This window comes from Sphingomonas colocasiae, from assembly GCF_019880585.1.
In the GTDB taxonomy this organism is placed as follows: Bacteria; Pseudomonadota; Alphaproteobacteria; order Sphingomonadales; family Sphingomonadaceae; genus Sphingobium_A; species Sphingobium_A colocasiae.
In genome coordinates this window covers 78,163-100,968 of record NZ_JAINVV010000006.1, presented here as the reverse complement: position 1 = coordinate 100,968, position 22,806 = coordinate 78,163, and the positions used below count along the sequence as shown (strand labels likewise).

The 22,806-nt window shown below is 64.5% G+C and carries 13 protein-coding genes; 7 read left to right on the top strand and 6 right to left on the bottom strand.

Going from position 1 to position 22,806, the window contains the following annotated elements:
- Window positions 1-662 precede the first annotated feature (662 nt).
- Window positions 663-1,736, bottom strand: coding sequence for a hypothetical protein (locus K7G82_RS13750; RefSeq protein WP_222990478.1), 1,074 nt, complete (start codon window positions 1,734-1,736; stop codon window positions 663-665).
- 64 nt (window positions 1,737-1,800) lie between these two features.
- Here K7G82_RS13750 and K7G82_RS13745 point away from each other — a divergent pair, with 64 nt between their 5' ends.
- Window positions 1,801-5,499, top strand: a complete 3,699-nt coding sequence (locus K7G82_RS13745) for a hypothetical protein (protein ID WP_222990477.1) — start codon at window positions 1,801-1,803, stop codon at window positions 5,497-5,499.
- On the opposite strand, the gene K7G82_RS13740 is transcribed toward K7G82_RS13745, so the two are convergent.
- Window positions 5,486-6,595 carry an AlbA family DNA-binding domain-containing protein gene (locus tag K7G82_RS13740; RefSeq protein WP_222990476.1) on the bottom strand — a complete coding sequence of 370 codons (1,110 nt, stop codon included), beginning with the start codon at window positions 6,593-6,595 and terminating at the stop codon, window positions 5,486-5,488. The genes K7G82_RS13745 and K7G82_RS13740 overlap by 14 nt on opposite strands.
- 195 nt (window positions 6,596-6,790) lie before the next feature.
- On the opposite strand from K7G82_RS13740, the gene K7G82_RS13735 reads away from it, so the two are divergent.
- The 6 genes from K7G82_RS13735 (at window position 6,791) to K7G82_RS13710 (ending at window position 14,740) form a co-directional block, all read left to right on the top strand.
- A complete protein-coding gene (locus K7G82_RS13735) occupies window positions 6,791-6,997 on the top strand; it encodes a hypothetical protein (RefSeq protein WP_222990475.1) in 207 nt (68 codons plus the stop codon).
- Window positions 6,998-7,265: 268 nt separating this feature from the next.
- Complete coding sequence (locus tag K7G82_RS13730) at window positions 7,266-7,811, top strand: RNA polymerase sigma factor (protein WP_343228582.1); 546 nt, start codon at window positions 7,266-7,268, stop codon at window positions 7,809-7,811.
- The gene (locus K7G82_RS13725) at window positions 7,792-8,736 is read left to right on the top strand and encodes a FecR family protein (RefSeq protein ID WP_222990473.1); all 945 of its coding nucleotides are present in this window, start codon (window positions 7,792-7,794) and stop codon (window positions 8,734-8,736) included. The genes K7G82_RS13730 and K7G82_RS13725 overlap by 20 nt, the downstream gene beginning before the upstream one ends.
- Window positions 8,737-8,834: 98 nt before the next feature.
- Entirely contained in the window at window positions 8,835-11,483 is a 2,649-nt protein-coding gene (locus K7G82_RS13720; RefSeq protein WP_222990472.1) for a TonB-dependent receptor, read from the top strand.
- Window positions 11,484-11,952: 469 nt separating this feature from the next.
- Window positions 11,953-13,974: a S9 family peptidase gene (locus tag K7G82_RS13715; RefSeq protein WP_222990471.1), complete on the top strand. Its 2,022-nt coding sequence runs from the start codon at window positions 11,953-11,955 to the stop codon at window positions 13,972-13,974.
- Between the two features lie 475 nt (window positions 13,975-14,449).
- A complete protein-coding gene (locus tag K7G82_RS13710; protein ID WP_246623547.1) occupies window positions 14,450-14,740 on the top strand; it encodes an ATP-binding protein in 291 nt (96 codons plus the stop codon).
- A 207-nt stretch (window positions 14,741-14,947) separates the two neighbouring features.
- Here K7G82_RS13710 and K7G82_RS13705 read toward each other — a convergent pair whose 3' ends face one another.
- The 4 genes from K7G82_RS13705 to zorA form a co-directional block, all read right to left on the bottom strand.
- Window positions 14,948-18,463, bottom strand: coding sequence for a DEAD/DEAH box helicase (locus tag K7G82_RS13705; protein ID WP_222990470.1), 3,516 nt, complete (start codon window positions 18,461-18,463; stop codon window positions 14,948-14,950).
- A gap of 118 nt (window positions 18,464-18,581) precedes the next feature.
- A complete protein-coding gene (locus K7G82_RS13700; protein ID WP_222990469.1) occupies window positions 18,582-20,000 on the bottom strand; it encodes an EH signature domain-containing protein in 1,419 nt (472 codons plus the stop codon).
- Window positions 19,997-20,761 (bottom strand): OmpA/MotB family protein, encoded by a 765-nt coding sequence (locus K7G82_RS13695; protein ID WP_343228579.1) that lies wholly within the window; start codon window positions 20,759-20,761, stop codon window positions 19,997-19,999. The genes K7G82_RS13700 and K7G82_RS13695 overlap by 4 nt, the downstream gene beginning before the upstream one ends.
- Entirely contained in the window at window positions 20,758-22,719 is a 1,962-nt protein-coding gene (zorA, locus tag K7G82_RS13690) for an anti-phage ZorAB system protein ZorA (RefSeq protein WP_222990468.1), read from the bottom strand. The genes K7G82_RS13695 and zorA overlap by 4 nt, the downstream gene beginning before the upstream one ends.
- Window positions 22,720-22,806: the final 87 nt, after the last annotated feature.

Genomic DNA, 22,806 nt, shown 5'->3' with positions numbered 1-22,806 from the left:
CCAATCGCAGACCCTTGGGCGTTGGTTCAGTTTGCACGCGCTATGCCCGGGATCACCTGGGCACTCAGATGTCCGGCAACGCGTAATCGATTTATCTGCCCCGATGATCGCCGACGGGCGCGTCCATCTGAACGGCTGTTCGTGGGTCAGGCACACCGCTCGTCGTACGACTGAAAGTGGGGCGCATTGCCGACCGGCAGCTTTTGCGGAACCGGCCCGGCAATTTCCGAGTCGGAAGTCGACTGTCTAATTTGGAGCTGGATTGAGAGGATAGCTGACGCTCACGCGGAGTCGGCTCCCGACCAGATATTGCCGTTCACGTCTGATGGCGCGAATGTCCGGGTCTGCAAAGAGCTGCCGATCAGCATCATGAAGCTGCCGGTCGGTAGGCGCTCAGACATTGTCGTTCGGCGCGTCGCGATGGCTTCTCGAAACAGCCATTCGGGAAGCCGCTACTAAGACGGATAGAGGGTGCTGCACCATGCGCGAACCCTGGTCGCTTCGGCGTCGTCTCCGTAATCGCAATCCCCGCATTCACTCCACACGTTGACCAGGACGACGCATCCGCACCGGCCGGCGCCGTTCCCGTTTTCGCCTATCCCGCGCTGCCCTTTCGTCTGGCGAGGGGCTTTCCACCACCCGAACGGGCCGGAGTTCGGTCGCTATACGGCCCGACGCGCCAGCCCGGTCTCGATCAGCTGCCTCACACCTGACGAGCCCAGCTTGTTATGCAGGCCATTGTAGGTCTGCCCGCTGCCGTTCCAGACGCTGGCCTTGCCGACCAGCATGAGATCGCCGCGTAGTATCCGGTTCACCAATCGTGCGGAATCGGGCAGGGGATCCTCGGGGTCATTTGTGAAGCCGCGGTCCCACGCGCCGCGCTCCGCATACTCCCCACCGCCAAGATCGACGAGCTCCTCCTGGTCGCGGATACGTCTCGGCGTGTCATCGTCTTCATCCGTGAGATACACCCCGGACTCCGCCAGTTCCATCTGCTCAATGTAGAGGTAGGATTCCGCCGGCTCAGCCTCGATGCGCTCCAGTCGGAGACGAACGGGCCGCCCAATGTAGACAAGACTATTGGTAACGCGGAATTCGAGACAGCCGGGCTCAGACCGCGAGAGGCGCACACCGGTGAGGTCGTGGCCGCCACCAGCCGGGAAGTGGCAATGATTTTGCCCGGATCCCATGAATGCGTCCAGCACGCGGGCCATCTCTGCAAGCGTGTCCCAAGATAGGGAGGCGGAGCCGGAGGCACCCGGTACGCTGTCGATCCTCTTCACCCATTCAGCACGGCTGCGCACACGGTATGCTTCGCGTTGGCTCATAAGTTGGCTCTGGACTTTCGCAGACGGAGCCTTCGCCTGATCGATCGCATGGTTGGCGTGCGCGAAGTTCTGGAAGCCTGCCTGCACAGATGCAGCATTGAGCGCAGCGCTTCTGGTCAGCGTCGAGTTGGATTGAAGCCGCTTGGCTAGCCGCTTGATGCCCGCAATGGTTTTTGGGCGCAGCTCTTTGATATCGGACATGTCATTCTCCCGATCCATACTGCCAAGCGTCGCCCGCCCACCACCTAGCAACGGATCCGAAGAGGACCGTCGTTTCATCAGAACAGTGCCGATCACGGCTTCGCTGCTGGCGGGCGGCAGGCTCCTGTAGAGAGCCTTGCCGGCAATATAGGCGTCGGGTGGAAAGACGAACACCCCCCTTTCGTATGACTCACGCGACGACAGCATCTGCTATGCCGGAGACATGGCTCGTGAAGATATGAAATGGAATGCGTGGAGGAGTTTCGGTGCGTTGGCCGCATCTGACGCCACGCTGAGACTGTCCGGCACCTCAGTTCGGCTTTCGGCGCTTACACGTCGCCTGAGCCGTTGCTCATTTCACGAGTTGGCGACTGCTGTAGGCGGACTTCTCACGGAATCCGAAAATCAGCCGGCGACCTTCAGGCTCGAGATGCTCTCCTCCCTAGCGGCCGTGCATGCGGATGGTGCACGCGCGCCATCCGCAGCGCATCTGCGCGAGTGGCTGAACGATGCTCTGCTGCGTGACGACATCGGTCAGCTTGAGGATCCGGTCGAAGACGTCTTCGTGTCGAACGTCCCCTCTCCCGAAGGCAATCGGCGCCTGTTCGATGGACTGTGGGGTGACAACGATACTGGTGTCAGGGCGCTGCTGCAGGCAGTGCTACGCTTCAGCGACCGTGAATGGGCTGCGGAAGCTCTATCTTCCTGCCTTGCGCTGCTCAAGCTGAGTGACGTCCTCGCCGAGCGGAGCGGCTTGGAAAGGTATGCTCTGTCGGCGGGACGGCCGAGGCAGAAACTGCGGATCGTCAGCAAAGACCTGGAGGAGGCGAAAGGTCGGGTGACCTTCTCGGTCAGCGACCTGCGTGGCCTCGCCATACGCGCACCGTTGCTCCGCCCGTTTGTACTTCTGGAAGAGCATCGGGCTCAGATCGAAGGCGAGACCCTCGGCAATACGACGTTCGAGAGGCGGCCGCTCATATGGAATGGCAAAGCCATCGTCGTGGCGCTTCCGACCGCCATAGGCGCCGCCATCCGCAGGTACATCATCGAGTGCGCGCGCGAAGCGGGAGATCTGCCCGAGGTGGAGGATCTCGTCGCGAACCTCCATCTGGCTGAACTGGCGGGCCCGGGGCTGGCGGGCCTTCGGATCAAGGGCATCCGGTCACCGCAGCCCCTGATCGAGCGCTGTCGCGACTTCGTGGCTGAATTCGACGATGGCGGCGTGATCCACGTGGTACATGTCCACGAAGACCTATCCGACGCGTTGGACCAAGGGCTTCGCTCCCTTCAGCGTCTTCCCTCTGAACTGACTGCGGCCCTCATCGCGACATCGAGGGAATTGGCCGGCAAGGCGGGCTATCGCCGAGGGATGACGGTTGTCGTCCACGCGGGCATCGGTCGGGGCTTCGCGACTATGCTGCCGGAATCGATAGATGGCTGGCATTTCACGGGCATCGAGCAGTCCGACCTTGCACGCATGTGGTGCGAGCATGATTTCGACGCCCTTCGTCTGTGGAAGATCCTTGACCAGGACAGTCGCCTGGCCTCCCGGGGCTACGGGATCCATAACGTCAATGGCCTCGTCAACCTATACGGGTTCATGCAGGCGCATTCGATGGCGATCGTGCCGGACGAAGTCGCGCCCGGCCCCTTCGAGATCGCGACGAACTTCATCGCCAACGTCCGCCAGCGTCTTCGATCCCTCATCGACGCCCATGTCACGCGAGGACCCGGCGCGGGCCACTGGGTCGAGGTCCAGCGCACTAGCCTCGACGTCTTCTTCGGCGAGGTTGAAAGGCTTCCCCTCTATTCGAGCGTCGCAGAAGCCGTCGGCGGACGCCTGCTATCCTGTGTGGAGACGGCGTCACGTCCTTGGTGGATAGAACTGGTCGCTACAGCCGTGACGCCGACCGGGAAGTCGGTGGAGTATCAGGTCTGGGACGCAGCTCAGAACTGGCTGGTGCGGGCCGTCCCCCGCTTGGATGCTTTGCTGCCCAACCTCCCGTCCGGCAAGATCAGTATCCGTATCTCCGTCCCTGGTGCGGACGAGATCGGCGGCGCGCCACCTCCACCGGACGCAGCGTTCGGTCCGCCCAAGGTGGATCTCGATGACGGCGCTATCGTGATCGCCTGCGGAGCGGACCATCTCCGAAGTTTTGGTCGGGCCGAGAACATAGGTGAGCGCCTGATTATTGGGGCGATCATCCGCGGAGCCTTCGCTCTGTCAGGCGCGGACATCGACCATGATGGGGTCGAGGCCCTGTCCCTCGATATTGCCGGGTCGACGCAGGCGCGTTTCTTCCACATGCTGCCGCCTCGCACACCGAGCGCGCTGGTTTATGCCGCCGCGGGTCTCGGACGGCCTCGCCTGCTCCAGCAGGAGGATCTTTCATGGAGTCGCCTTGATCTGGCCGGCGTTTCGGGATGGACCGGTGGTAGCGGCACGCTGTCTAAAGACGACGCATCCACCATTCTGAACGCCGCCGTCGAGGCGGTCTGGGCCCGCGTCCGTGCGCTGATGATGACGTTGGATCGGGAGAGGTTGGCCACCTTCACGCTGAACAATCACGATCGTGTCGCATGGGATCGGCAGCAATGGGCGCAGACCGCGTCGGCGCTTCTTGCGCTGTATCGCGACCAGGCGGACATCGTATCGGCGTTCAACCACATGGAGTCGAAGCGCGGCATGGCATCGCTCGCCAGCCGCGTGATCGCGGAGATGGCGATATGCACATGTCCGGAGGCGGGCGGCATGGATGTCACCCAGGCCGACTTCGATGAAATGCTCGCCGATGTCGCGGTCATCATCGAGTGTGCCAACCAGAGCGACGCGATCCGCTGGGATCTGGTCGCGAGTATGCCCGTCGTCACCCCTAGTGGTGCGTTGACCTTCGACGGCTCGTTCCAGCGGACCCAGCAGCGCCCCTATTACGAGGCCCAGGGAGAGCGCGATTTTCGGGGCTCCGCGAAGGATTACGGGAGCAATTTCAGCTCAGTTCCGGCTGCATCCGCCTTGAAGATCGACATGCAGTGGAAGGCGGCGATCGAAGCCGAATACGCGATCAGCCTGCAGGGGCTGGTTCGGCTTGCGAGCGGATTGGCCAACGAGGCCGCCGCGACTGGCAGCAACATGCTTCGTCTCATACGGAGCGAACTGGTCGGGCGGATCGCGGGCCCCGCGGATGACGAGCCCGCGATCGACGCGGACCGCTGCTACGATGCGTTGTCGCTTCGTCCGCGGGCCGCGTGGGACGAGGATGATCCGGCCGGCGCCAAGAAGCGCGACTGGTATCCATGGCGCTTCAATCGAAGGCTTTCACTCCTTCAGCGCCCGTTCCTCCAGGTCGGCGGCGGGGAGGATCCTGTCATTCTGGTCTATCCGACCCTTCTGGACCATTTCGTCCAGCGGCTTCTCGAAACCGGGAAGGGATTGCTGCCGGTCGAGCTGTATTCAATGAAGGAGATGCGCAGTTGGATCGGCACCGCCGTCAACCGTGAAGGGCATGAGTTCAACCGTCGGGTGGCCGATCGGATGGTCGAGGTCGGATGGAAGGCCCGCCCGGATGTGAAGCTGACGGAACTCGGCGGCAAGCAGAAGTTGGGAGATGTCGATGTCCTTGCCTGGCACGAGGAATCCGGGCGTGTCCTAGCCATCGAATGCAAGCGCCTTCAGCGTGCCCGCTCGATCGGGGAGATCGGGGAGAGGCTGCAGGAGTATGCGACCCTTGCTCCACCGGGTGGCAAGCGCACGCCCATCCAGAAGCATCTCGACCGGATCACATTCCTGAAGGCCCAACCGGCTGGGTTGGCCAGGCTGACCGGCATCCCGGTCGATCGACTCCAGCTGGATTCCGCCCTGGTCACGGATCATCTGGTGCCCATGCAGTTCTCCAAGCGGGCCCAGGCCTTGGTGGATCATATCGTCGACTTCCGCAGCATCGCGGCTGATCTCTCGCCTAACCGAAGATAGAGGATTGCCGAACCTTCCGGAGGAAATCGTCGATGAACGTCGGCTCATCGAGCGACCCGACTATCCGGGGGCGCAGAGTTCGAACGACATTCGTCCGAGGGAACCAGGCACCGAAATGCTCGCTCTCGCCCAGTGACTGAAGTGCCAAGGTGATCGCGAACGGACCTTCGACTTCCTGCATGACGAAGAAGGCCGCAAGCTCGCCCAGATAGCGTTTCACTTCCTCGTTGAACTCGTGCATTCCCAGGCGCCCTTCGCCGCTCAGCTGTCGAATGGCGAAGGCGGCATGGGCGTGCACGAACCAGTCGTCCCGGACGAACAGGCGCTCGACCCCCTGAGGCTTCAGGTCGATGGCGATGATCTCGTGTCCGTCTTCCACGGCCTTGAACCAGGGATCGGAATGCGGGTGGAACACCGGACCCGGATATCGGATCTGATCGCCCTGTTCGAAAGCGTGACGATGATGGTCGAAGTGTTCCTGCGGGAGGATGCCGATCCTGAGCGCCTGCCGCATCGCCAGGCGTCCACCCGCCTGCACTCTGACGTCTTCGCTGGCTGTGAGTTCCTCGAGCCGTGCCATCCACGCCGACTCCTCCACGAACCGGCTTCGCAGCATCCCCGGGTCGATCGGAAGGTTCCGAGCGCCCGATCGGATCAGATAGCCTCCGGAGAGACGGTTCATGAATGGCGCGCCGGAATGCTGCGGAATCTGGATATCGAGGATGAAGCCGGCCTCAAGGTGCAGCGGCACAACCTGAACGTCCAATGGAACTGGCGCTATGCTGTCCTGGATGAGCGTTTGGATCCGCAGCGCCGCTTTATCGGCGTCACCGGGAATTGGACGGAAGCTGTCGAACCGGCCACCCTTCTCCTCTACGCCCACCACGATGCGTGCGGGCCCTCGGTTGAGGAAGGCCACGACATCGTCGAGCAGACGGATCTTTCCCTCGAACTTGTCGATGTTCACCTCGCGCTTGAAGTCGAGGGATTGGCTTTCCTGCAGGCCACCGTGGGCGATCTGCGGGATGGTGAGAGGGGCGAGCGTCCTGCGGCGTCGCTCCGGCCTGTCTGGTTCAGTCACGGTCACCTTGATCATGGCATTGCGTCGTCATCCAAGAGGAACTGGACCGGGCGGGCGGATTTCAGATTAACTGCCGACCGAATTTGGCGATAGCTGTCGTATAGCGGACCGTATCCGAATAACGGCTTCGTCCCAAGGGCGGACCTCCGCAAGCTGTGCTCAGTTTGATGAACGAACGGCGGGTTTCAGGGTCGCGCTGCCAGCCTTCGAATGTCTGATATTGAGGCGCAAAGCCGACCGGCCAGTTTGCTCGACCCGAATGGCGGGTTTCAGCAAAAGCCGACGCTCACATTAACGCCGTTGAATGTCTCGAGTTGGTCGGCTGCCGACAGTCCGGAATTCGACGGCCCTTGGGACATTCTCGACGTTCCTGCAAAACAGCTCGAACGTCCGCCGTTGCCAGAACCCGACGTTTGAGAGCCGAACCGCCTTGCCATACTGAACGCGAAAGGCTGGTCGGAAGCGGACCTCTCTAAAACTACGCCCTGGATTCCGGCTATTCCCGCGACGGTACCCGAACACCGCCAGACGGGCTCGGTCCGGACGAGCCTGTGATCAGGCTCAGGCAAAAAACACGCGCCCCTCGTAGGAAATCTCGCAGCCAATCGTCCTTGCTCTGATAGTCTTGCCGGAACAGGAAGCGAAGGGTTCATTGCCGTCCGATCGCCGAGCCATTGTCGCCTGGGTGGGGAGCAATATCGTTCCGCACGAAGGTGAGCTGCGCGCACGGCTCCGGCGTATGGCGGTCGCCGAGCATGAAATCGGCGACATCGTGCAGGATACCTACCTCAAGCTCGCCAGGCTTAACGATGTTTCCCACATCCGGGACGGGCGCGCCTATTTCTTCACCGCAGCGCGTACGGTGCTCCTCGACCGCATTCGCCGCGACCGGATCGTGCGGATCGACAGCCTTGCCGAGGTCGATGCTCTCGCCCTTGCCGACGAGGCGCCGGATCCCGAGCGGCGCGTCAGCGCCCGCCTGGAGCTCGAACGGGTTCGCGCGCTGATTGATGCGCTTCCCGACCGGTGCCGCGAGATATTCCACATGCGCCGTGTCGAGGCCTTGCCGCAGCGCGAGATCGCGGCGCGCATGGGCGTCAGCCAAGAGGTCGTCGAGGCCCAAACCGTACGCGGTCTGAAGCTCATCTTGAAGGCGATCGCCGCGCAGGGGCGAAATGAAGGACAGCAAGCCAGTTTGCGAAAGAGAGAAGATGGCAAGCAGCGAAACTGACGAAGAGACGGCCGCCTCCTGGGCCGTGCGTCTCGACGGCGGACCGCTCGAGGCGGTCGATCAGGAAGCACTCGATCAGTGGCTCGCTGCGGATGAACGCCGGGCCGGCGCCTTGCTGCGCGCCGAGGCCGCGCTCGCCTATCTCGATCGCGGCAGGGCTTTGGGAGCAGGGGAGGAGCACGAGAGCAAGGCCCGTCCGGCGCGGTTCTGGAAGCCGCTCGTCGCTACCGGATCGCTGGCGGCGACAATCGCTCTTGCCTTTCTGCTCGTCCCCGCCAGCCCTGCCGACCGGATCGAGATCGCGACAGCTATCGGTGAGATCAGGCGGGTGCCGCTGGCCGATGGTTCGGTCGCATCCGTCAACACCGACAGCGACGTCGAAATCGAGATGTCCGACGACCAGCGCAGGATCAGTCTCAAGCATGGCGAGGCCTGGTTCCAGGTCGCGCATGACCGGACAAGGCCGTTCCTGGTTGAGGCCGGAACGGTGAGGGTGCAGGCGGTGGGCACGGCCTTTTCGGTGCGCCGCACAGCGTCCGGCGCCGAAATATTGGTGACGGAAGGCGTCGTGGAAGCCTGGTCGCAAGGCGGCGACGGGCGTGTTCGCATCTCGGCGGGAAATCGCGGCTTCGTGCCTGAGGGAAGCGTTGGCGTGAAAGTGACGCCGGCGCCCGGCGGGATCGATCGCGCGCTGGCGTGGCGGACCGGCGAGCTCGCGCTCGACGGCGAGAGTCTCGGTTTCGCGGCCGGTGAGCTCAATCGCTATAATCGTCGCGCCATCGTGATCGACAATCCCGCGCTCGGGCGCGAACCGCTTGTCGGCTATTTTCGCGTCGACCAGCCAGAGGCTTTTGCGCGTGCCGTAGCCTCGACGCTCGGCGCGCGGGTCCGGGTGGAAGGAGAGGCGATCCATCTCGATCGGTGAGTTTGAAATATTTCCGGAACCCGCCATCGGAAAATTTTTCGCGGCTCGTCCTGTCATGCGGGGAGCCGGACAAATCTCGGCCGGGGAAGGAGCATGACATGCAGGGACTGATCGCGGGGATTTCGTTTGAACGGCGGTTGATGGCGGGTGCGGCCGTGATTGCGGCTGTTGCCGTTTCGGCACCGGCGGTTGCGCAGACACGCAATTTCGACGTGCCCGAACAGCCCGCCTCGCGCGGTATCCCGGCCTTTGCGAAGCAGGCAGGCGTCCAGATTCTCGCGAGCGGCAGTCTCGTCGCCGGCAAGCGCACGAAGCAGGTACGAGGGCGCTATCCGGTCGAGGAAGGGCTCAGGCGCCTGCTCGACGGAACCGGCCTTGTCGCGAGCTTCAACGGTAGCGGGCAGATCATCACGATCCAGCCCGCGCCGGCCGCGAAGGCCTCCGCCGTCGAGGAGGAGCGAGCCGCCGCGAGTGAAGAGATCGTCGTGACGGGCACAAATATTCGCGGGGTTGAACCGGACTCTTCGCCAATACAGCGCATCTCTCGCACGGAAATCGATGCACGGGGCGCGGTCACCGCCGAGCAGCTGATCACCCAGCTGCCCGCCAACTTCAACAGCGTGAACGCAAATGCCGTCGGCGCAACGCGCGACTTTTCGAACGTCTATGCGGTCAACGGCGTCGACCTGCGGGGCCTGGGGCCGGGAACGACGCTTGTTCTCCTGAATGGCCGCCGCCTGGCGCCGTCTGCCAACGGCATCGCGGTCGATGTCTCGCTCATCCCGATGCCCGCCGTGGAACGCGTCGATATCCTGACGGACAGTGCCTCGTCCATCTACGGGTCCGATGCGGTTGGTGGCGTCGTCAATTTCGTCCTGCAGGATCGCTTCGACGGACTGGAGGCGGCCGCGGGTATCGGCTTTACCGACGATGGCGCCCAAGACGAATTCCGGGGCGCGCTTACCGCCGGTACGCATTGGAGCAGCGGCCATATCGTTGCGAGCGTCAATTATCTTGATCGCTCGCCGCTGGATACGAGTGAACGGAGTTTTGCCCGCGGGGTCACCGGGCTCTATTATCTCGTGCCGAAAGAAACCCGGGGCGGACTTTTTATCAGCGCGGGGCAGCGGGTGGGAAACCGCTTGGCGCTGAGCGGCGAGGTGCTGGTCGGGGGGCGCGACACCAGCCAGGCGGTCTTTCGCTACAATGGCCTGTCAGGAGGGCGGCCAAATACGGTCTCCGATACATATGACGGTCGCGCTCGCAACCAGTTCGTCTCGCTCGGCGCATCCTATGATGCGGGGGCGCCGCTCCGCCTCGAACTGGCCGGGTCCTTTTCGCGGGTCAACGAGACCAGTCATGTCACACGGGTTCCCAGCCTGACGCCAGCGAGCGAGTATACGACCCGTTCGCTCACCCGCGGCTATGATATCGGTCTGAAGGCGGATGGCGTGCTTGTGCAGCTTCGGTCCGGCAAGCTCGCCTATTCCGTCGGCGGCGGGTTTACCCGGGAAAGCCTTGTCCAGGACAATGCCATCACGGTCGTCCGGCCAAAGCGCTCGACCCGTTACGCCTTTGGTGAACTTCACGTTCCGCTGATCGGCCCCGACAATGCCGTGCCGATGATCCATCGGTTCGAGGCCAATCTTTCCGGGCGCTATTCGGATTATTCGGACTTTGGGAGCGATTTCAGCCCGAAGGTCGGCTTGCTGTGGTCGCCGGTATCCGGGTTCAACATTCGCGGCAGCTACGGCCTGTCCTTCCGGGCACCCTATCTGAGCAACCTTGCCGAAGGCGGAATCTATCAACTTTATAATGTGACGGGCTTCGGTTTGCCGAGCCCGATGCCTGGCGTCGCCAGTCCGGTGGGGCTCTACATCGATGCGGGCGTGGTTTCCGATCTTCAACCTGAAACCGCGAAAATCCTGACATTCGGAACCGACATCAAGCCGGCCCCGATACCGGGGCTCGGCCTGTCGATCACATTCGTTCGCATCGACTATGACAACCGGATCTCGCGTGGCGATACGAGCCGCGGAACGGGCTTCTTCTTTCAGCCCTCGCTCTACCCCGAGCTGTTCAACTTTTCGCCGTCTCGCGACGATTTAAGTGAAATCCTCGCCACAGCGCGGGTGGCGCCCGGAAATGTGACCGGCTTCGACCAGTCGAACCTCGACGCTCTTGTTAACAACGTCGACTACATCGTCGACAATCGGCTGCGCAACATCGCGTCCTCGAAGCAAAGGGCGCTCGACGCGGCACTCTCCTACCAGTTCGCGCTCGGCCGTACGGAAATCTCGCTGGGCGGGCAGGCCACCTATATCCTGTCCTACAAGGCACGGACCGCTCCAAGCTCCGGCCCCATCAGCCAGATCAACCAGTTCGGCAAGCCGGCGGATTTTCGGGCGATGAGCTATGCGGGGTTCAGGCACGACCAGTTTTCCGCACGCCTCAGCGCCAACTACATTACGGGATACGACAACCCGATCACGCCGGCATCTCCCCATATCGATGACTGGCTGACATTGGACCTGACCGCGAGCTACCGCTTTGCCGAACGCAGCGGCCCATTGAAGGGGCTGTCGGCCCATTTCATCGTCCAGAACCTGCTTGATGCCGCGCCGCCCTATGTGGCTGAACTCGGGCCCGGCACGACCGCGGGCCTGATCGAACCGATCGGTCACGATCCCGCGAATGCAAGTCCGATCGGGCGGTTCATCTCGCTCGAGCTCCGCAAGCGCTTCTGATCATTTCCTGGAGCAATGATCCATGAGGACCTATGCAAGTCTCGCATCCTGTGCGGCCATGGCGCTCGCCGCCGCGCCGGCCAACGGGCAGGATCCCAACGTCGCGGCTGCGTCAGCGCTTGCCTATAGCCATCGCGGCTTTCCGTCGATGATCCATTCGCCTGCCTTGTCGGTGAGTCCGGACGAGCGCTTCGCCGCCTATGTAATCATGGCGCCGACATCGGTCTCGCGCGGAGCCCTTGACGTCTATCAGCAAAGCGGCGCGCCGACGTCGCTGGAGGGGGCGTCTATCCATCTGATCGATCTGGGGACGGACCGGTCCATGCCGGTCTGTGAGGGCGGTAGCAGCTGGAGTCCTGCATGGTCACCCGATGGCAAGAGCATAGCCTTTTATTCCACGCGCGATGGCGCAGTGCGCCTGTGGCGTTACGATCTTTCGAGCGGGGCATGCCAGCGCCTGGCGGCGGACATGGTGAAGGCAACCGACTGGGCGACGAACAAGCCGCGATGGAGTCCTGACGGTTCCAGAATTTTCGTGCCGCTCTGGCCGGAGGATGGACCTGCTTCGCTTGCTTATTCGCGGAAGCGAAGCAACCTTGGCGAGGGGCCGAAGACGTCCGATGGCGAGGTGATGGTCTATCGCAGCATCGCCCCAAAGCGTTCGTCCGGGGCGGAGGCGGAGGCGGGGGCCGGGGCGAGGGCAGGCGCAGACGCTGGCGCGCCGCAGGACGAGGCGGTCGCCTGTGCCGGCTCGTCGCATTTTTCCGCGAGGCTGGCGGCGATCGCGGCGACCGGAGGAAGCGCAAAACCGCTGATCTCCGATCTGGAGGTCACCGGACCGCGGGCGCCGCGCCGTTCCGATCCGACGCCTTATCTGCGGACGTCACCGTCGGGGCGCTGGATTTCCTATCTTGGCGGCACATGCCAGGTCGCCGGTTCCGTGCACGACACTCGGATGTCTTTGTATCTCGTGCCGGCGGAAGGCGGCATTCCGCATCTGGTAACGGCCGGGTTGCGGCCTGCGGACTCGGGAGAGTTCGATCCTCGCTATCGCTGGAGCCCGAACCGGGACGAAATCGTGTTTCTTGCCGACGACAAGCTCTGGCGGGTCCCGGTCGGTGAGGAGGGGCCGGGAGAGCCGGTCGAGCTCGGCAAGGACCTGACGTCTTTCGCCCCCAATATTCTCTGGTTCAGCGGGGACGGGACGAAAATCCTCGTGGGATCCGACGCGCGGGCGAATGGTCGGGCGCTGGACACGTCAAATTATGACATGTCGCTGTCGCTTGTCCCGCTCGACGGCGGGCCATCGACGCTTCTCCCCTTTGACCGCAAGGTCTGGACGCTTTCCAGCATAGTCTCCGCCGACGAGAGCCGCTTCTGGCAAGCCGGGGGATCTCAGCTCCGCGTGATGGCGCGTCGGAAGTCGGACGGCGTCAGCGCGATGCTCGCGCTCGACTGGAGCCGCGGTGTCTCGCAACCGGTCTGGCAGGCCGAGGCGCGCATGACGCGCATAGCGCCACTGCGTGCCGGGATGATCGCCCTGTATGAGGATCTGCGCACGCCGCCTGATCTGAAATCCTTTTCCCTCGACATGCGCACATCGCGCCGGCTTACCAGGGTGGAGCCCGGCCTCGATGGCGCCAGCAATGTCGAGATCGCAACTTTCCATACCGATATCCCCCGCGAGAACGGCGCGATGCAGACGGTGCGCACGGCCATCATCATGCCCCCCGGTACGCCCAGGAATGCGCGCCTGCCCGCTGTCATATGGTTCTACCCGGGAAGCAGGTCGACGGATGCGCTCCAATATTTCGGGGCGCCCGACATCGGCGACCCTGCCTATCTGTTTACGCGCAGGGGCTATGCCGTCGTCCTTGCCGATGTGCCGCTTGGCCCAGGCGAGCAGCGTGGCCATGTGATCGACGAGATCATGGATGCCCTGATGCCGCAGGTCTATCGCGCCGCGGATCTCGGCTATGTCGACATCAACCGGCTTGCATTGCGCGGCACGTCTTTTGGCGGGTTTGCGACTGCCGCCGTCATTTCACGCACCAACCTTTTCCGGGCGGCGATCGCGAGCAGCGGCCGCTACGATCTCGCGGGAGGATATGCGCAGCCGCAATATTGGGGAGACCGCCTGATCGACCCGATGGGCTGGTTCGAGCGCTCGCAGCCGCGGCTGGGCCAGACGCTCTGGGATGATCCGGCGCGCTTTGTCGCCAATTCTCCATATTTTCTTGCCGATCGCATCCGCACGCCATTGCTGATCATCCAAGGGTCTGCGGATCCCGTCGGCAGCTTTGAGGCCGGGAAAATGTTTGCGGCGTTGCGCCGCCTCGGGCGCGAGGCCGAACTTGCGGTTTATGCCGGCGAAGGTCATCAGCCGAGCGACTGGCGACCGAAGCTGGCTTTGGACCAGGTGGAAAGAACGCTCGATTTTATGGATCGCCACCTTCGCGCGCCGCTGACTGCGGAGCAGAAGACCAACTGAGCCTGGACCTGGCGCCCGTCGGCCAGGCGGTTCGAGATACGGGCCGGAAGTTGACGGCTCGGGCTGATCTCGCCATTCGCAGCCCGCATTTTTCCCTCTCCCGCATGTCCCGCTCGCTTCGCGAGCGGTAGGCCGCTGCGCTCCGCTATGCGGAGGCTGCGCTCCGCGGCCTCCGTCAGGGCGCGGGAGCCGAATAGCGGGGCAGTTTAGGCCGGGTCCCGAAACAACTTGGCGCCCGGCTGCATCGGTACGGACGATGATGTCGGCAGCCTGCTTCCGGGCGGCGCATCGTTGGATAATGGTCCCTCCCCCCTAAAGTGCCGCATGCCTGGCCCTGGCCGTTTCAGTTGCAATAGCGGGGGGATGAGCGGCGGCAAATTCTCCGTCGCAGGGACTGCCGGAGCGATCTCAGGCTGGAGGCATCGGCCTTCTGGATCCGGCGATGCCGTGGAGATCGCTTTCGAGATCGGGGCACATGATCCGCGCCGGCGTCGACGAGACTTGCGCCAGCCTGTCGCGTGGCACGCAGGGACAGCTTGCGTTGCTCACCCGGATCGCGTTCGGCGAGATGCTGCTGGAGCAGGGCGGGCCGGTGTCGCTGATCCTCGACGATCCGCTCGTCCATTCCGACGATGCCGGCCTCGATCTGATGATGGAGATCCTGTCGGACGTGGCGACGCGAATGCAGGTCATCCTGCTGACGTGCCGGGATCGCGCGTTCCGGCATGTCGCGGGCAACCGGATCGAGCTGGTAGCGGGTGGGTGATGGCAACTGCATGGCGGAACTGCTGGATATTCCGGTGATGAAAAGGCCCGCGAAATCCTGCTCAAGAAGGTGGCCCACCGTGAAGAGCACCTCGACTCTGTCTACATAGGCCTTCAGCCGATCAGCGCACGGACCCAGTACATCGTGAACCTCAACCGCAAGGAGATGGAGCAGGCCCTGAAGGTGGAGGACTTCCAGCTGTGAGGATCACGCAGCCCGCGGCGGAACGTAGGTGACAGTGCATTGCCAGCCGTCCTCGAAAAGTGCCTGCAGCCCCTTGCCGATGGTGATCGAGTGACGCTGCAAGCCTCCGTCCGGTCCCCGCACGTCGATGTCGACGAACCGGTCGTGGAAATCATCGTCCGGACCACGCTTCGCCCGCCTCGCCAAGGAGAAGCTCGGAACGCCTTTTGGGAAGCTGCGGACCATCAGACTGCCGACCTCCCTACGCCTCACACTTTCGTCCAGATCGCCGTCGATGTCGGGTGCGTATTCGATGGTTATCCCCTCGATGACCCGCGCGCTGGCGGCCAGTTCGCGAAGGAACCGCACCTGCGCATTGCGCGACCACTTGGTGCACAGGGAGTAGGGATCTCGGATCGCCACGTGCGCGAGCGTGCTACTGGCGAAGACAGCCATGATCTCCCGGGTGGGGCGCTCGTCTCCCGCTTCCAGGCGCCAGTAGCGTATTCCGCGGTCCTGCAGGGCTGGTGCAAGCGTGGCTAGGGTTGGCGGTGCGACTTCGGTCGCCACCGCAGGAGACCCGGTAACAGCCGCCACCGGCGCTTTGGAGGCAGCTGTCGACGGCGGTCCCTCTGCCGTCGCTTCGGTTGCGGGACCTGCCTGCGCTACCTCGCCCACATGGCTCTCGCTCGCCAGCGAGACCTCCCGGAACAGCTCGTTCAGGTCGGCGTCACCTGCCTCCGGTGGCATGAACAGATCGCGGGTGAGAGCGCGCTTGCGCTCGATCAGAGCGTCGAGCTTCAGATCGAAGCTGAACGGACCGATGGCGGGGTCCGGATGAACTGCGAGCGGCAGGTGGACATGGACCTCCCGCTCCTGACCGATGCGAAACACGCGGTCCGTCGCCTGGTCCTCGACCGCCGGATTCCACCAGCGGGAGAGGTGGATGACATGGTTCGCCGCAGTGATCGTCAGCCCAACACCGCCGGCGCGGGGTGACAGGATGAGGACGTCGAACTCACCAGGCCGCGACTGAAATTCGTTGACGATGTCCTGCCGCCGCGGTCCCGGAACCTGCCCATTGATCCTGAAAGGCGTGCGCCGCAGCTGGAACTGCGATTGGATCAGGGCGGCCAGACGCTCCTGCATCGCGAGGTCCTCGACGAAGATCAGGGCCTTCTCGCGTTTCCCCGCCACCTCATCGAGGATCGACAACGCTCGGGTCAATCGCGCTGAATCGCTCGCGTAGGCGGCAAGGTCGGATGGCGCGTTGCGCGGGTCGATCGGGTGAAGCGAGATGCCCCGCATTTCCGATAGCGCGGAGAGCATGCCGCCCTTGCCGAGTGTGCCGCCGACCGCCGCCGCCGCGGCCCGGACCACCACGTCGCGATAGGCGTCGGCCTGCACAGTAGGCATGTCGAGCCGGAACGGGTGGACGTGCTTGCGGGGAAGCCCATCGAGGATTTCGGACTTCATCCGGCGCAGCAGCAGTGGGGGAACCCCGTTCTGCGGATCGCTCAGCCGAGACTTCAGCGCCGCTAGCGCCTGGCGATCAGACGTGGAGTGGCGCCGCTCGAACTCGCGGCTCGAGCCAAGGACTCCCGGGGCAATCGCGTTCATCACCGACCACAGGTCCTGGAGGCGGTTCTCCACCGGCGTCCCGGTCATTCCAAGCGTGAATTCGGCATTGAGCGACAGCGCCGCCCGGCTCACCTGGCTGGCCGGATTCTTGAGCTTCTGGACCTCGTCGAAGATCATCAGCCCGAAGCGCGTGCGGGCGAAGCTGAAGTGGTAGTCGCGCATGGTCTCGTAAGTCGTCAGCACGACACCGGCGTCCCGCCACGCCTCGGAGCTCAGTGCCGCGCGCCCACTGTCGATGTCGCGCTGCGTGAAGCCGTCCTCCTCGCGCAACTGGCGCAGAGCGCTGCCGAAAGCGGGGACGAGCGGGCCAAGGGCGGGGTCGTGGAGGTGGCGCTCGATCTCCTGACGCCACGTCCCGAGCAGGCCGGTCGGCGCCACGATGAGCGCAGGAGCGGGGGCCAGCTCCCCAGCCTGCACCTGTTCGCGGCGCCACGCCATGAACGCGATGGCCTGCAGGGTCTTCCCAAGACCCATGTCGTCGGCGAGCAGCGCGCCGGGGAGCCCCGAACGATGCGCAGCGACCAGCCAGTCGAGCCCTGCGCGCTGATGGGGCTTGAGCGCGGAGCGAAGCAGGGCCGGCGGCTCGACCGGTGCGAGCTCGACCGGGGCCCGGGGCTCCGGCGACTCGTATTCGACCTCCTCGAAATTATCGTGGACGACCAGGAACAGCCTGCCACCATAGATCTCGCTCGCCGTCAGGACGACATCGCCACCCGTCTCGCCGCCGCCGTTAGAGATCGCGAACGGGCGCAGGGCCTCGAGGGATGCGATCGACTGGTCGGTGATAGGCAGCCGGATGTCCTCGCCGGAAGCGTCGTCCGAGGCCGGGGACAGCAGATCGGTCACGTCGACGTCGGGCTCGTCCCGCCCGGACGCCCCCTCCACCCGCTCGATGAGAGCCGGGACGTGGCCGGGCGCAACGATGTAATAGTCGTCGCCGATACGCAGCCCGAACCGCTCGGGCAGCCACCCGCTCCCTCCGGGCGGAGCGAGCCACGGCAGCACGGGCGGACGCCACACGTCGACGCCTGAGACGCGCTCCGAGAACTGCTCAGTCTCGACGAAGACACGCTCAAGCCCGATCTTCTCCGCCACCTCGTCCCCGAGCCGCTCGCGCAGGACCTTCCGCGGATTCAGGACGAAGTGCCGCCGCTCCCCCTCCGGAGCGTCGTGGACCGAGCGGACGATCCCGAGTACTGGTCGCAAAGCAGGATCGACGAAGACATATTCGCCGTTGCGCAGGACGTAGACTGGCCGCGCATCGGCCTCCCGCAGGAAGCGGTCTTCCGCGAAGAGCTTCTGGGACGCGTTGCTCAGGACCGCGTCGGCCTCATGGATGGTCTCCGCCTCGGCTTCCGACGACGCCGGACTGAAGAGCAAGGGCTCGAATTCGGTCCTATCAGGCGTAAGTGTCCGGATCCTCAGGGACACCGCCGAAGCGTAGTGGACGCGAAGGTCCTGCAGGTACGGCTCGCTCGCCACCGCGGCGGCGGGATCCTGCGGCCACAAGGCTTGCAGTCTCGCCAAGGCTTGGAAGCGCCCCTCCCGTTCCAGCGGCCGCGACAGTGCGCTCGCCGCTTCGAAGAGCGACCAGACGGGCTCGGGTACCCGGCGCAGACCAGCTTCGGACCTAAGAAGCGCGCCGTTTCGCTCCGTCCGGACGGCGAACCCTCCGGGTTGCACCCAACGCACCGCGACGTGGAAGTCATCCTCGTCGATGCGTCCTACGGGACGGAGATCGAGCGCGAGCCGCGTCGGCGGTGGCAGGCCCAGGCTATCGGCGCTCGCGGAATCAATCGCCGCCACCGCGCCCGGCTCCAGTACGATCTCCTCGTTCCCGAAGCGCACACCCTTCTGCAAAGCCTCCAGCGACGCCAGCGCCGAGGACGACTGCGGCATTCTGCCGACCCACTCCGAGACGGGGATGCGGCTGCTCCCATCTCGTAGGGTCAGAACCGTCTCCTCGCCCGAGACCTCATATCCGAACGCGGGCAGGGCTTTGATACGATCCTTGCGCCTAAACACGGCGGGGTCTCCAGCTGGGCTTCTCGGTGGAGTAGCGCTTGCCCTCGATTATGAACGCAAGCCGCTTCTGCCACGTGTAGTTGGCGGGGGCGTGATGGCTTTCCCGCAAAGGAGCGGAGTCCAGTGCGCCGGGAAGATAGGTCTGCCGAAAAAGCGCTGGCCCCCCTTCGCCGCGGCGCCAGACATTGTATTTCGCGGAGTGGCTCCAATCGACGATGAGCAGATCGCCGATCCTGACGAGAAGCGCCGCGTGCTGACTGGACTTCTCGCTTTGTTCCCCGAATACCGAGAGGCTCCGGTCACCAGTCTCGTGCGCGACCGCACGCGCCAGCCGGGCACCCTCCGAACCGAAAGCCACCCAAGCCTGATCGATACGTGCTCCGCTCTCACTGAGCAGGTAGGAGGTCCAAAAGGCTCTGCGATATGACCACATCCGGCGCGCGTCGCCGTCCCGCAGCGACCGGTCGACGATCTCTAGGAACTGCATCACGGAGGCCTTGGTGAGCCAACGCATAAGGATCGCGTGGGCGTCGGGCGCCTCTGAGGCGATGACGGACCACCTGCCGCGACCCGGGATGCGAGGGTCGCCGCCGCCCAGCCGCTCGAGCCCTTCGACGAGCATCACCTTGTGGGCATCCGTCGGCTCGCGCGTCGCCCACGGTAGCAGACACGCGCGCACAAGGTCGGGCCACGCCCTGGGAAACGTCAGCGTCCCCTGCTCCTGCCCCCAGACGAGCAGCAGCGACTGGGCGTCCTCGATATCCGCAACCTTCCGCGTGGACACGGCGCGACAAGCCGAGACGAACGCCGCCTCGACAAGTCCGCCCTTCCGCCGGCCGCCGACGTCCAGGCCCGATGCCTGGAGGACCGAACGGCCGCCATCGGTCGATTCCAAGATGCGCGCGGCGATGCGATCCGGTGCACCCTGCGGGTTGAGAAGATCGAACTCGGCGATGCGGTCACGCCAGGCGTCGGTCGGCCGCCATGACCAAGTCGTCGCTATCTGGGCAAGCGTCTGCGCGAGCCGGCGGACATCCTCGTCGTCGATAGCAAACCCATCGAGATAGGCGTCAAGCAGCGCAAAGAACGCGGGACGCCGACCGGTCTCGCGCACCCGCTGGATCAGCGCGCCGCCAATCTGAGAAGCCCGTGCGGGTGGGTTGGGGGCGTTGAGAAATGTCCGGCAGCTCTCTCGCAGGTCGCGGCGCGAGATCCTGGCGATGCCTCCCTCGAGCACCAGCGCCGCCACCCTCGCCTGGAGGACCGCGATGCGCTCTGGATCGGTTACCGTCCTCGCGTCGCCCGTGATCGCTGCGGCCTCCCTGCGGAGGGCCGCCGGCTCGGGCGCACGCACGGTCACGCGGCGCAGCAGCGTCGTCGGGTCCGCGAGGAGGGCGGCAAGCGTCGTCAATCGCGCCTCAACCGTTTGTCGACGGCGCGCACAGCATCTCCGGAATCAGGGGTGACCATGAGGATGCGCAGGTCGATGCGACGGTCTCGCTGCCGACGCTCCTCGACCGTTCCTCCATGGTCTGGCACCGGGCGCTGCGGTCCATATCCGCTCACGCTGAGCACAGGCTCGCACTCGCCAGCGCGCCGGGCACAGCGGAGCGCCACTTCCGGAGAGATGCGAACCAATGCCCGGTATGTGTTCGTCGCACGGGCAACGGAGAGATCCCAATTATCCCTGAACTGGATACCGCCCGACAGAGGAACGTCGTCCGTATGCCCCTCAACATAAAGGGATTCGATCCTATGCGGCGTGTCCGGACAGCTCTTGGGTCGGTGCCAGTTTGGGTCAGGCGCGTCCGTGTAGCAAGGGAGGACGTCTGCCAGCGCGGAGGCCAGGTGCCCGATCGCGACTTCGCCCTGGGGCATCAGATTTGCGACCCCACTGTCGAAGAGGATAGCGTCCGGGAGGCGGAGCACGCCATTCTGGGTGTCGATCGTCACCTGCACACCCTTCGACTTCAGGGTCTTCTCCAGTTCGCGCAGTATCTCCGCCCTGGTCTTGTCGGCTCCCGAGAGCTGCTCGGTCACATCCCGGAACTGCAGGGCGAAATACATTAGCAGGATGATGAAGATGAACACGAGGCCCACCATCATGTCGGTCATCGAGATGAAGTAGTTCTCTTCCTCGACGACGTGCTCGACCGTATCCTCGAGTATCACTCAGCCGCCTCCAGGCGACCGCCCCGGGTCTCCTCGACATACTCGTCTAGCGCCTCGGCGTATTCCTCGATCTGGGTGACCGTGCCGGCGAGCTTTCCGACGGCCGCCGCGAGCTCGCGGTCGGTCTCCTGCGCGAAGCGACGGAACTCCTGGAAGGATTCTCCAAGCGTTGAGGCGAGCTTGTCCGTCGTCTGGGCCATTGCGCGATCGACGCCCTCGAAGCGCGCGCGGTAGTCGCGCCACGCGGCCTCCGCAGCAGCGTGGGTCTCCCGCATACCCTCCGCAAGCTGGCGCATCTCGCGCAGGGCCTCCTGCTCCGCGGTGCCGCTGCTCTCGACCGCAGTGGCGATCCGCTCTGCGGCCTCGCTCAACGTCCGCGCGGCCTGCAGCACGGGCGCAGCGGCTCCCGACATGCCTTCCGTCGCCTGACGCAAGCTGGACGACGCACGCTCCGCGTTGGCGACGACGTCGTCGATGGCGCTGGCGGTCCTGTTCGCGCCCTCGGCGCTCCGGTCGAAGCTGGCTCCCGCGCGCTCGACGCCACCGGCGGCCTCCGTGATCGCCTTGGCCAGGGTGCCGGCCGTCTCCCGCAGCGCGTCGCCGGATTCGGCCACGGCCGCGCGGAAGGTTTCCTGACTCGAGGCCACACCCTCCGCCAAGGCGTCGGAGAGACGCGTCTGCATGTCCTGCGCAGCCTGCTGGCCCGCCGACTGCAGGGCCGTAACAGCCCGCTCCATCACGGAAGCCGTGCGGTCCTGCGCCTCGGCAAGCCCGTCGCGCATCCGTGTCAGTGCCTCGTCCTGAGCGGTCGCGGCATCCTGACCCTGCTCGGTTAGACGCTCCCCGAGACGATCCACGTTCCCGGTCAGCGTCTCGAACGCGTCCCGGATGTCGCGGGCGGCCGCCGAGAACTCGACGCCGGCCGCCTTGATCTGCTCTGCCGCGTCGGCACCCGACGCCCCGACCTTCGCACCGATGTCGTCGAGCCTCTCCCGAAGCGAGCCGAGCGTCTCACTCAGGCCACGCAGCTGCTCGCCGCTTACCTTCTCGATCGCCTCGCGGGCACCCGCACCGATCCCCTGTGTGACGGAGGTCATGCTCGAGTTGAGGTCGCCCAGCGATTGCGTCACCGGCGCGATCGCCTGCCTGAACTGCTCGCCGATGCGGTCGGTCAGCTGCAACGCCACGTCGGTGTTGAAGAACTTTAGCTGGTCGCGCTGTTCGCGCAGGACCTCCAGCTGCTCGACCGCGAGCCGTTGGGGCGGAACGTAGAGCAATCCGCGCTCGAGCATCTCGCAGATGCCCTCTACCGGGGCCGCGGCCCTACGAGACAGTCCGTGTTCCGCAAAGCGAAGCCAAATCGAGGCAACAAGACCGGCGACTGATGAAAAGAACTTGGCGCCGGCTACCGTCAGCAGTCCGGTCAAGGCGAGCTGCGCATTCGCGACGCCACCGCCCGACATGCCCTGCGCTGCCGTGTTGAGCGCAACGATCAGGCCAAGGAAGGTCAGGATGAGGCCAACGCCGACGAACACGTTGGACGCGAACGTGAGCGTCGTTTGGCGTGGCATGACGCGCATGAAGAAGGCGCTCGGGCGGTTCGTATTGCGGATCGGATCGCCGTTTTCGTCGACGATCGTCTCCTGGAACTCCCGCCATGCCTGGACCAGAGCGTCGGCGCCCTTCGCCTCCGCACCCATCGCCTGTGCGATCGCGAGATAGTTGCGCGCGAAGGCCGAACGCTCTGCGGTTGGGTCTGGGTCGTCGCCAATCGCGGCCGCCAGCTGCTCGGCGCGGTTCTTCGCCGCGGCAATGAACGGGCGGGTGTGACGTTCCGCCCTCCAGTGCAGCCATCCAGCTACCGCCAACATGATGGGCAGCAGGACGAACGGCACAAACCACGAATGATAATAGATTAGGCCTAGCGCACCGAGCAGCAGGTCTAGCAATTTATCCAATTCAACCCCCCAGCGATCCCCCCTGGACCGCGAGTCGAAAATTCAAGACGATCTGGCAACTTACCGTGAAGAGCCGATTCGCCAAGT

Bases quoted from the DNA above. Each gene is read 5' to 3' on its own strand.
- K7G82_RS13750 (WP_222990478.1), bottom strand. From the start codon at position 1,736: ATGCTGTCGTCGCGTGAGTCATACGAAAGGGGGGTGTTCGTCTTTCCA.
- K7G82_RS13740 (WP_222990476.1), bottom strand. From the start codon at position 6,595: ATGATCAAGGTGACCGTGACTGAACCAGACAGGCCGGAGCGACGCCGC.
- K7G82_RS13735 (WP_222990475.1), top strand. From the start codon at position 6,791: ATGTCTGATATTGAGGCGCAAAGCCGACCGGCCAGTTTGCTCGACCCG.
- K7G82_RS13725 (WP_222990473.1), top strand. From the start codon at position 7,792: ATGGCAAGCAGCGAAACTGACGAAGAGACGGCCGCCTCCTGGGCCGTG.
- K7G82_RS13720 (WP_222990472.1), top strand. From the start codon at position 8,835: ATGCAGGGACTGATCGCGGGGATTTCGTTTGAACGGCGGTTGATGGCG.
- K7G82_RS13715 (WP_222990471.1), top strand. From the start codon at position 11,953: ATGGTGAAGGCAACCGACTGGGCGACGAACAAGCCGCGATGGAGTCCT.
- K7G82_RS13710 (WP_246623547.1), top strand. From the start codon at position 14,450: ATGATCCGCGCCGGCGTCGACGAGACTTGCGCCAGCCTGTCGCGTGGC.
- K7G82_RS13705 (WP_222990470.1), bottom strand. From the start codon at position 18,463: ATGCCGCAGTCGTCCTCGGCGCTGGCGTCGCTGGAGGCTTTGCAGAAG.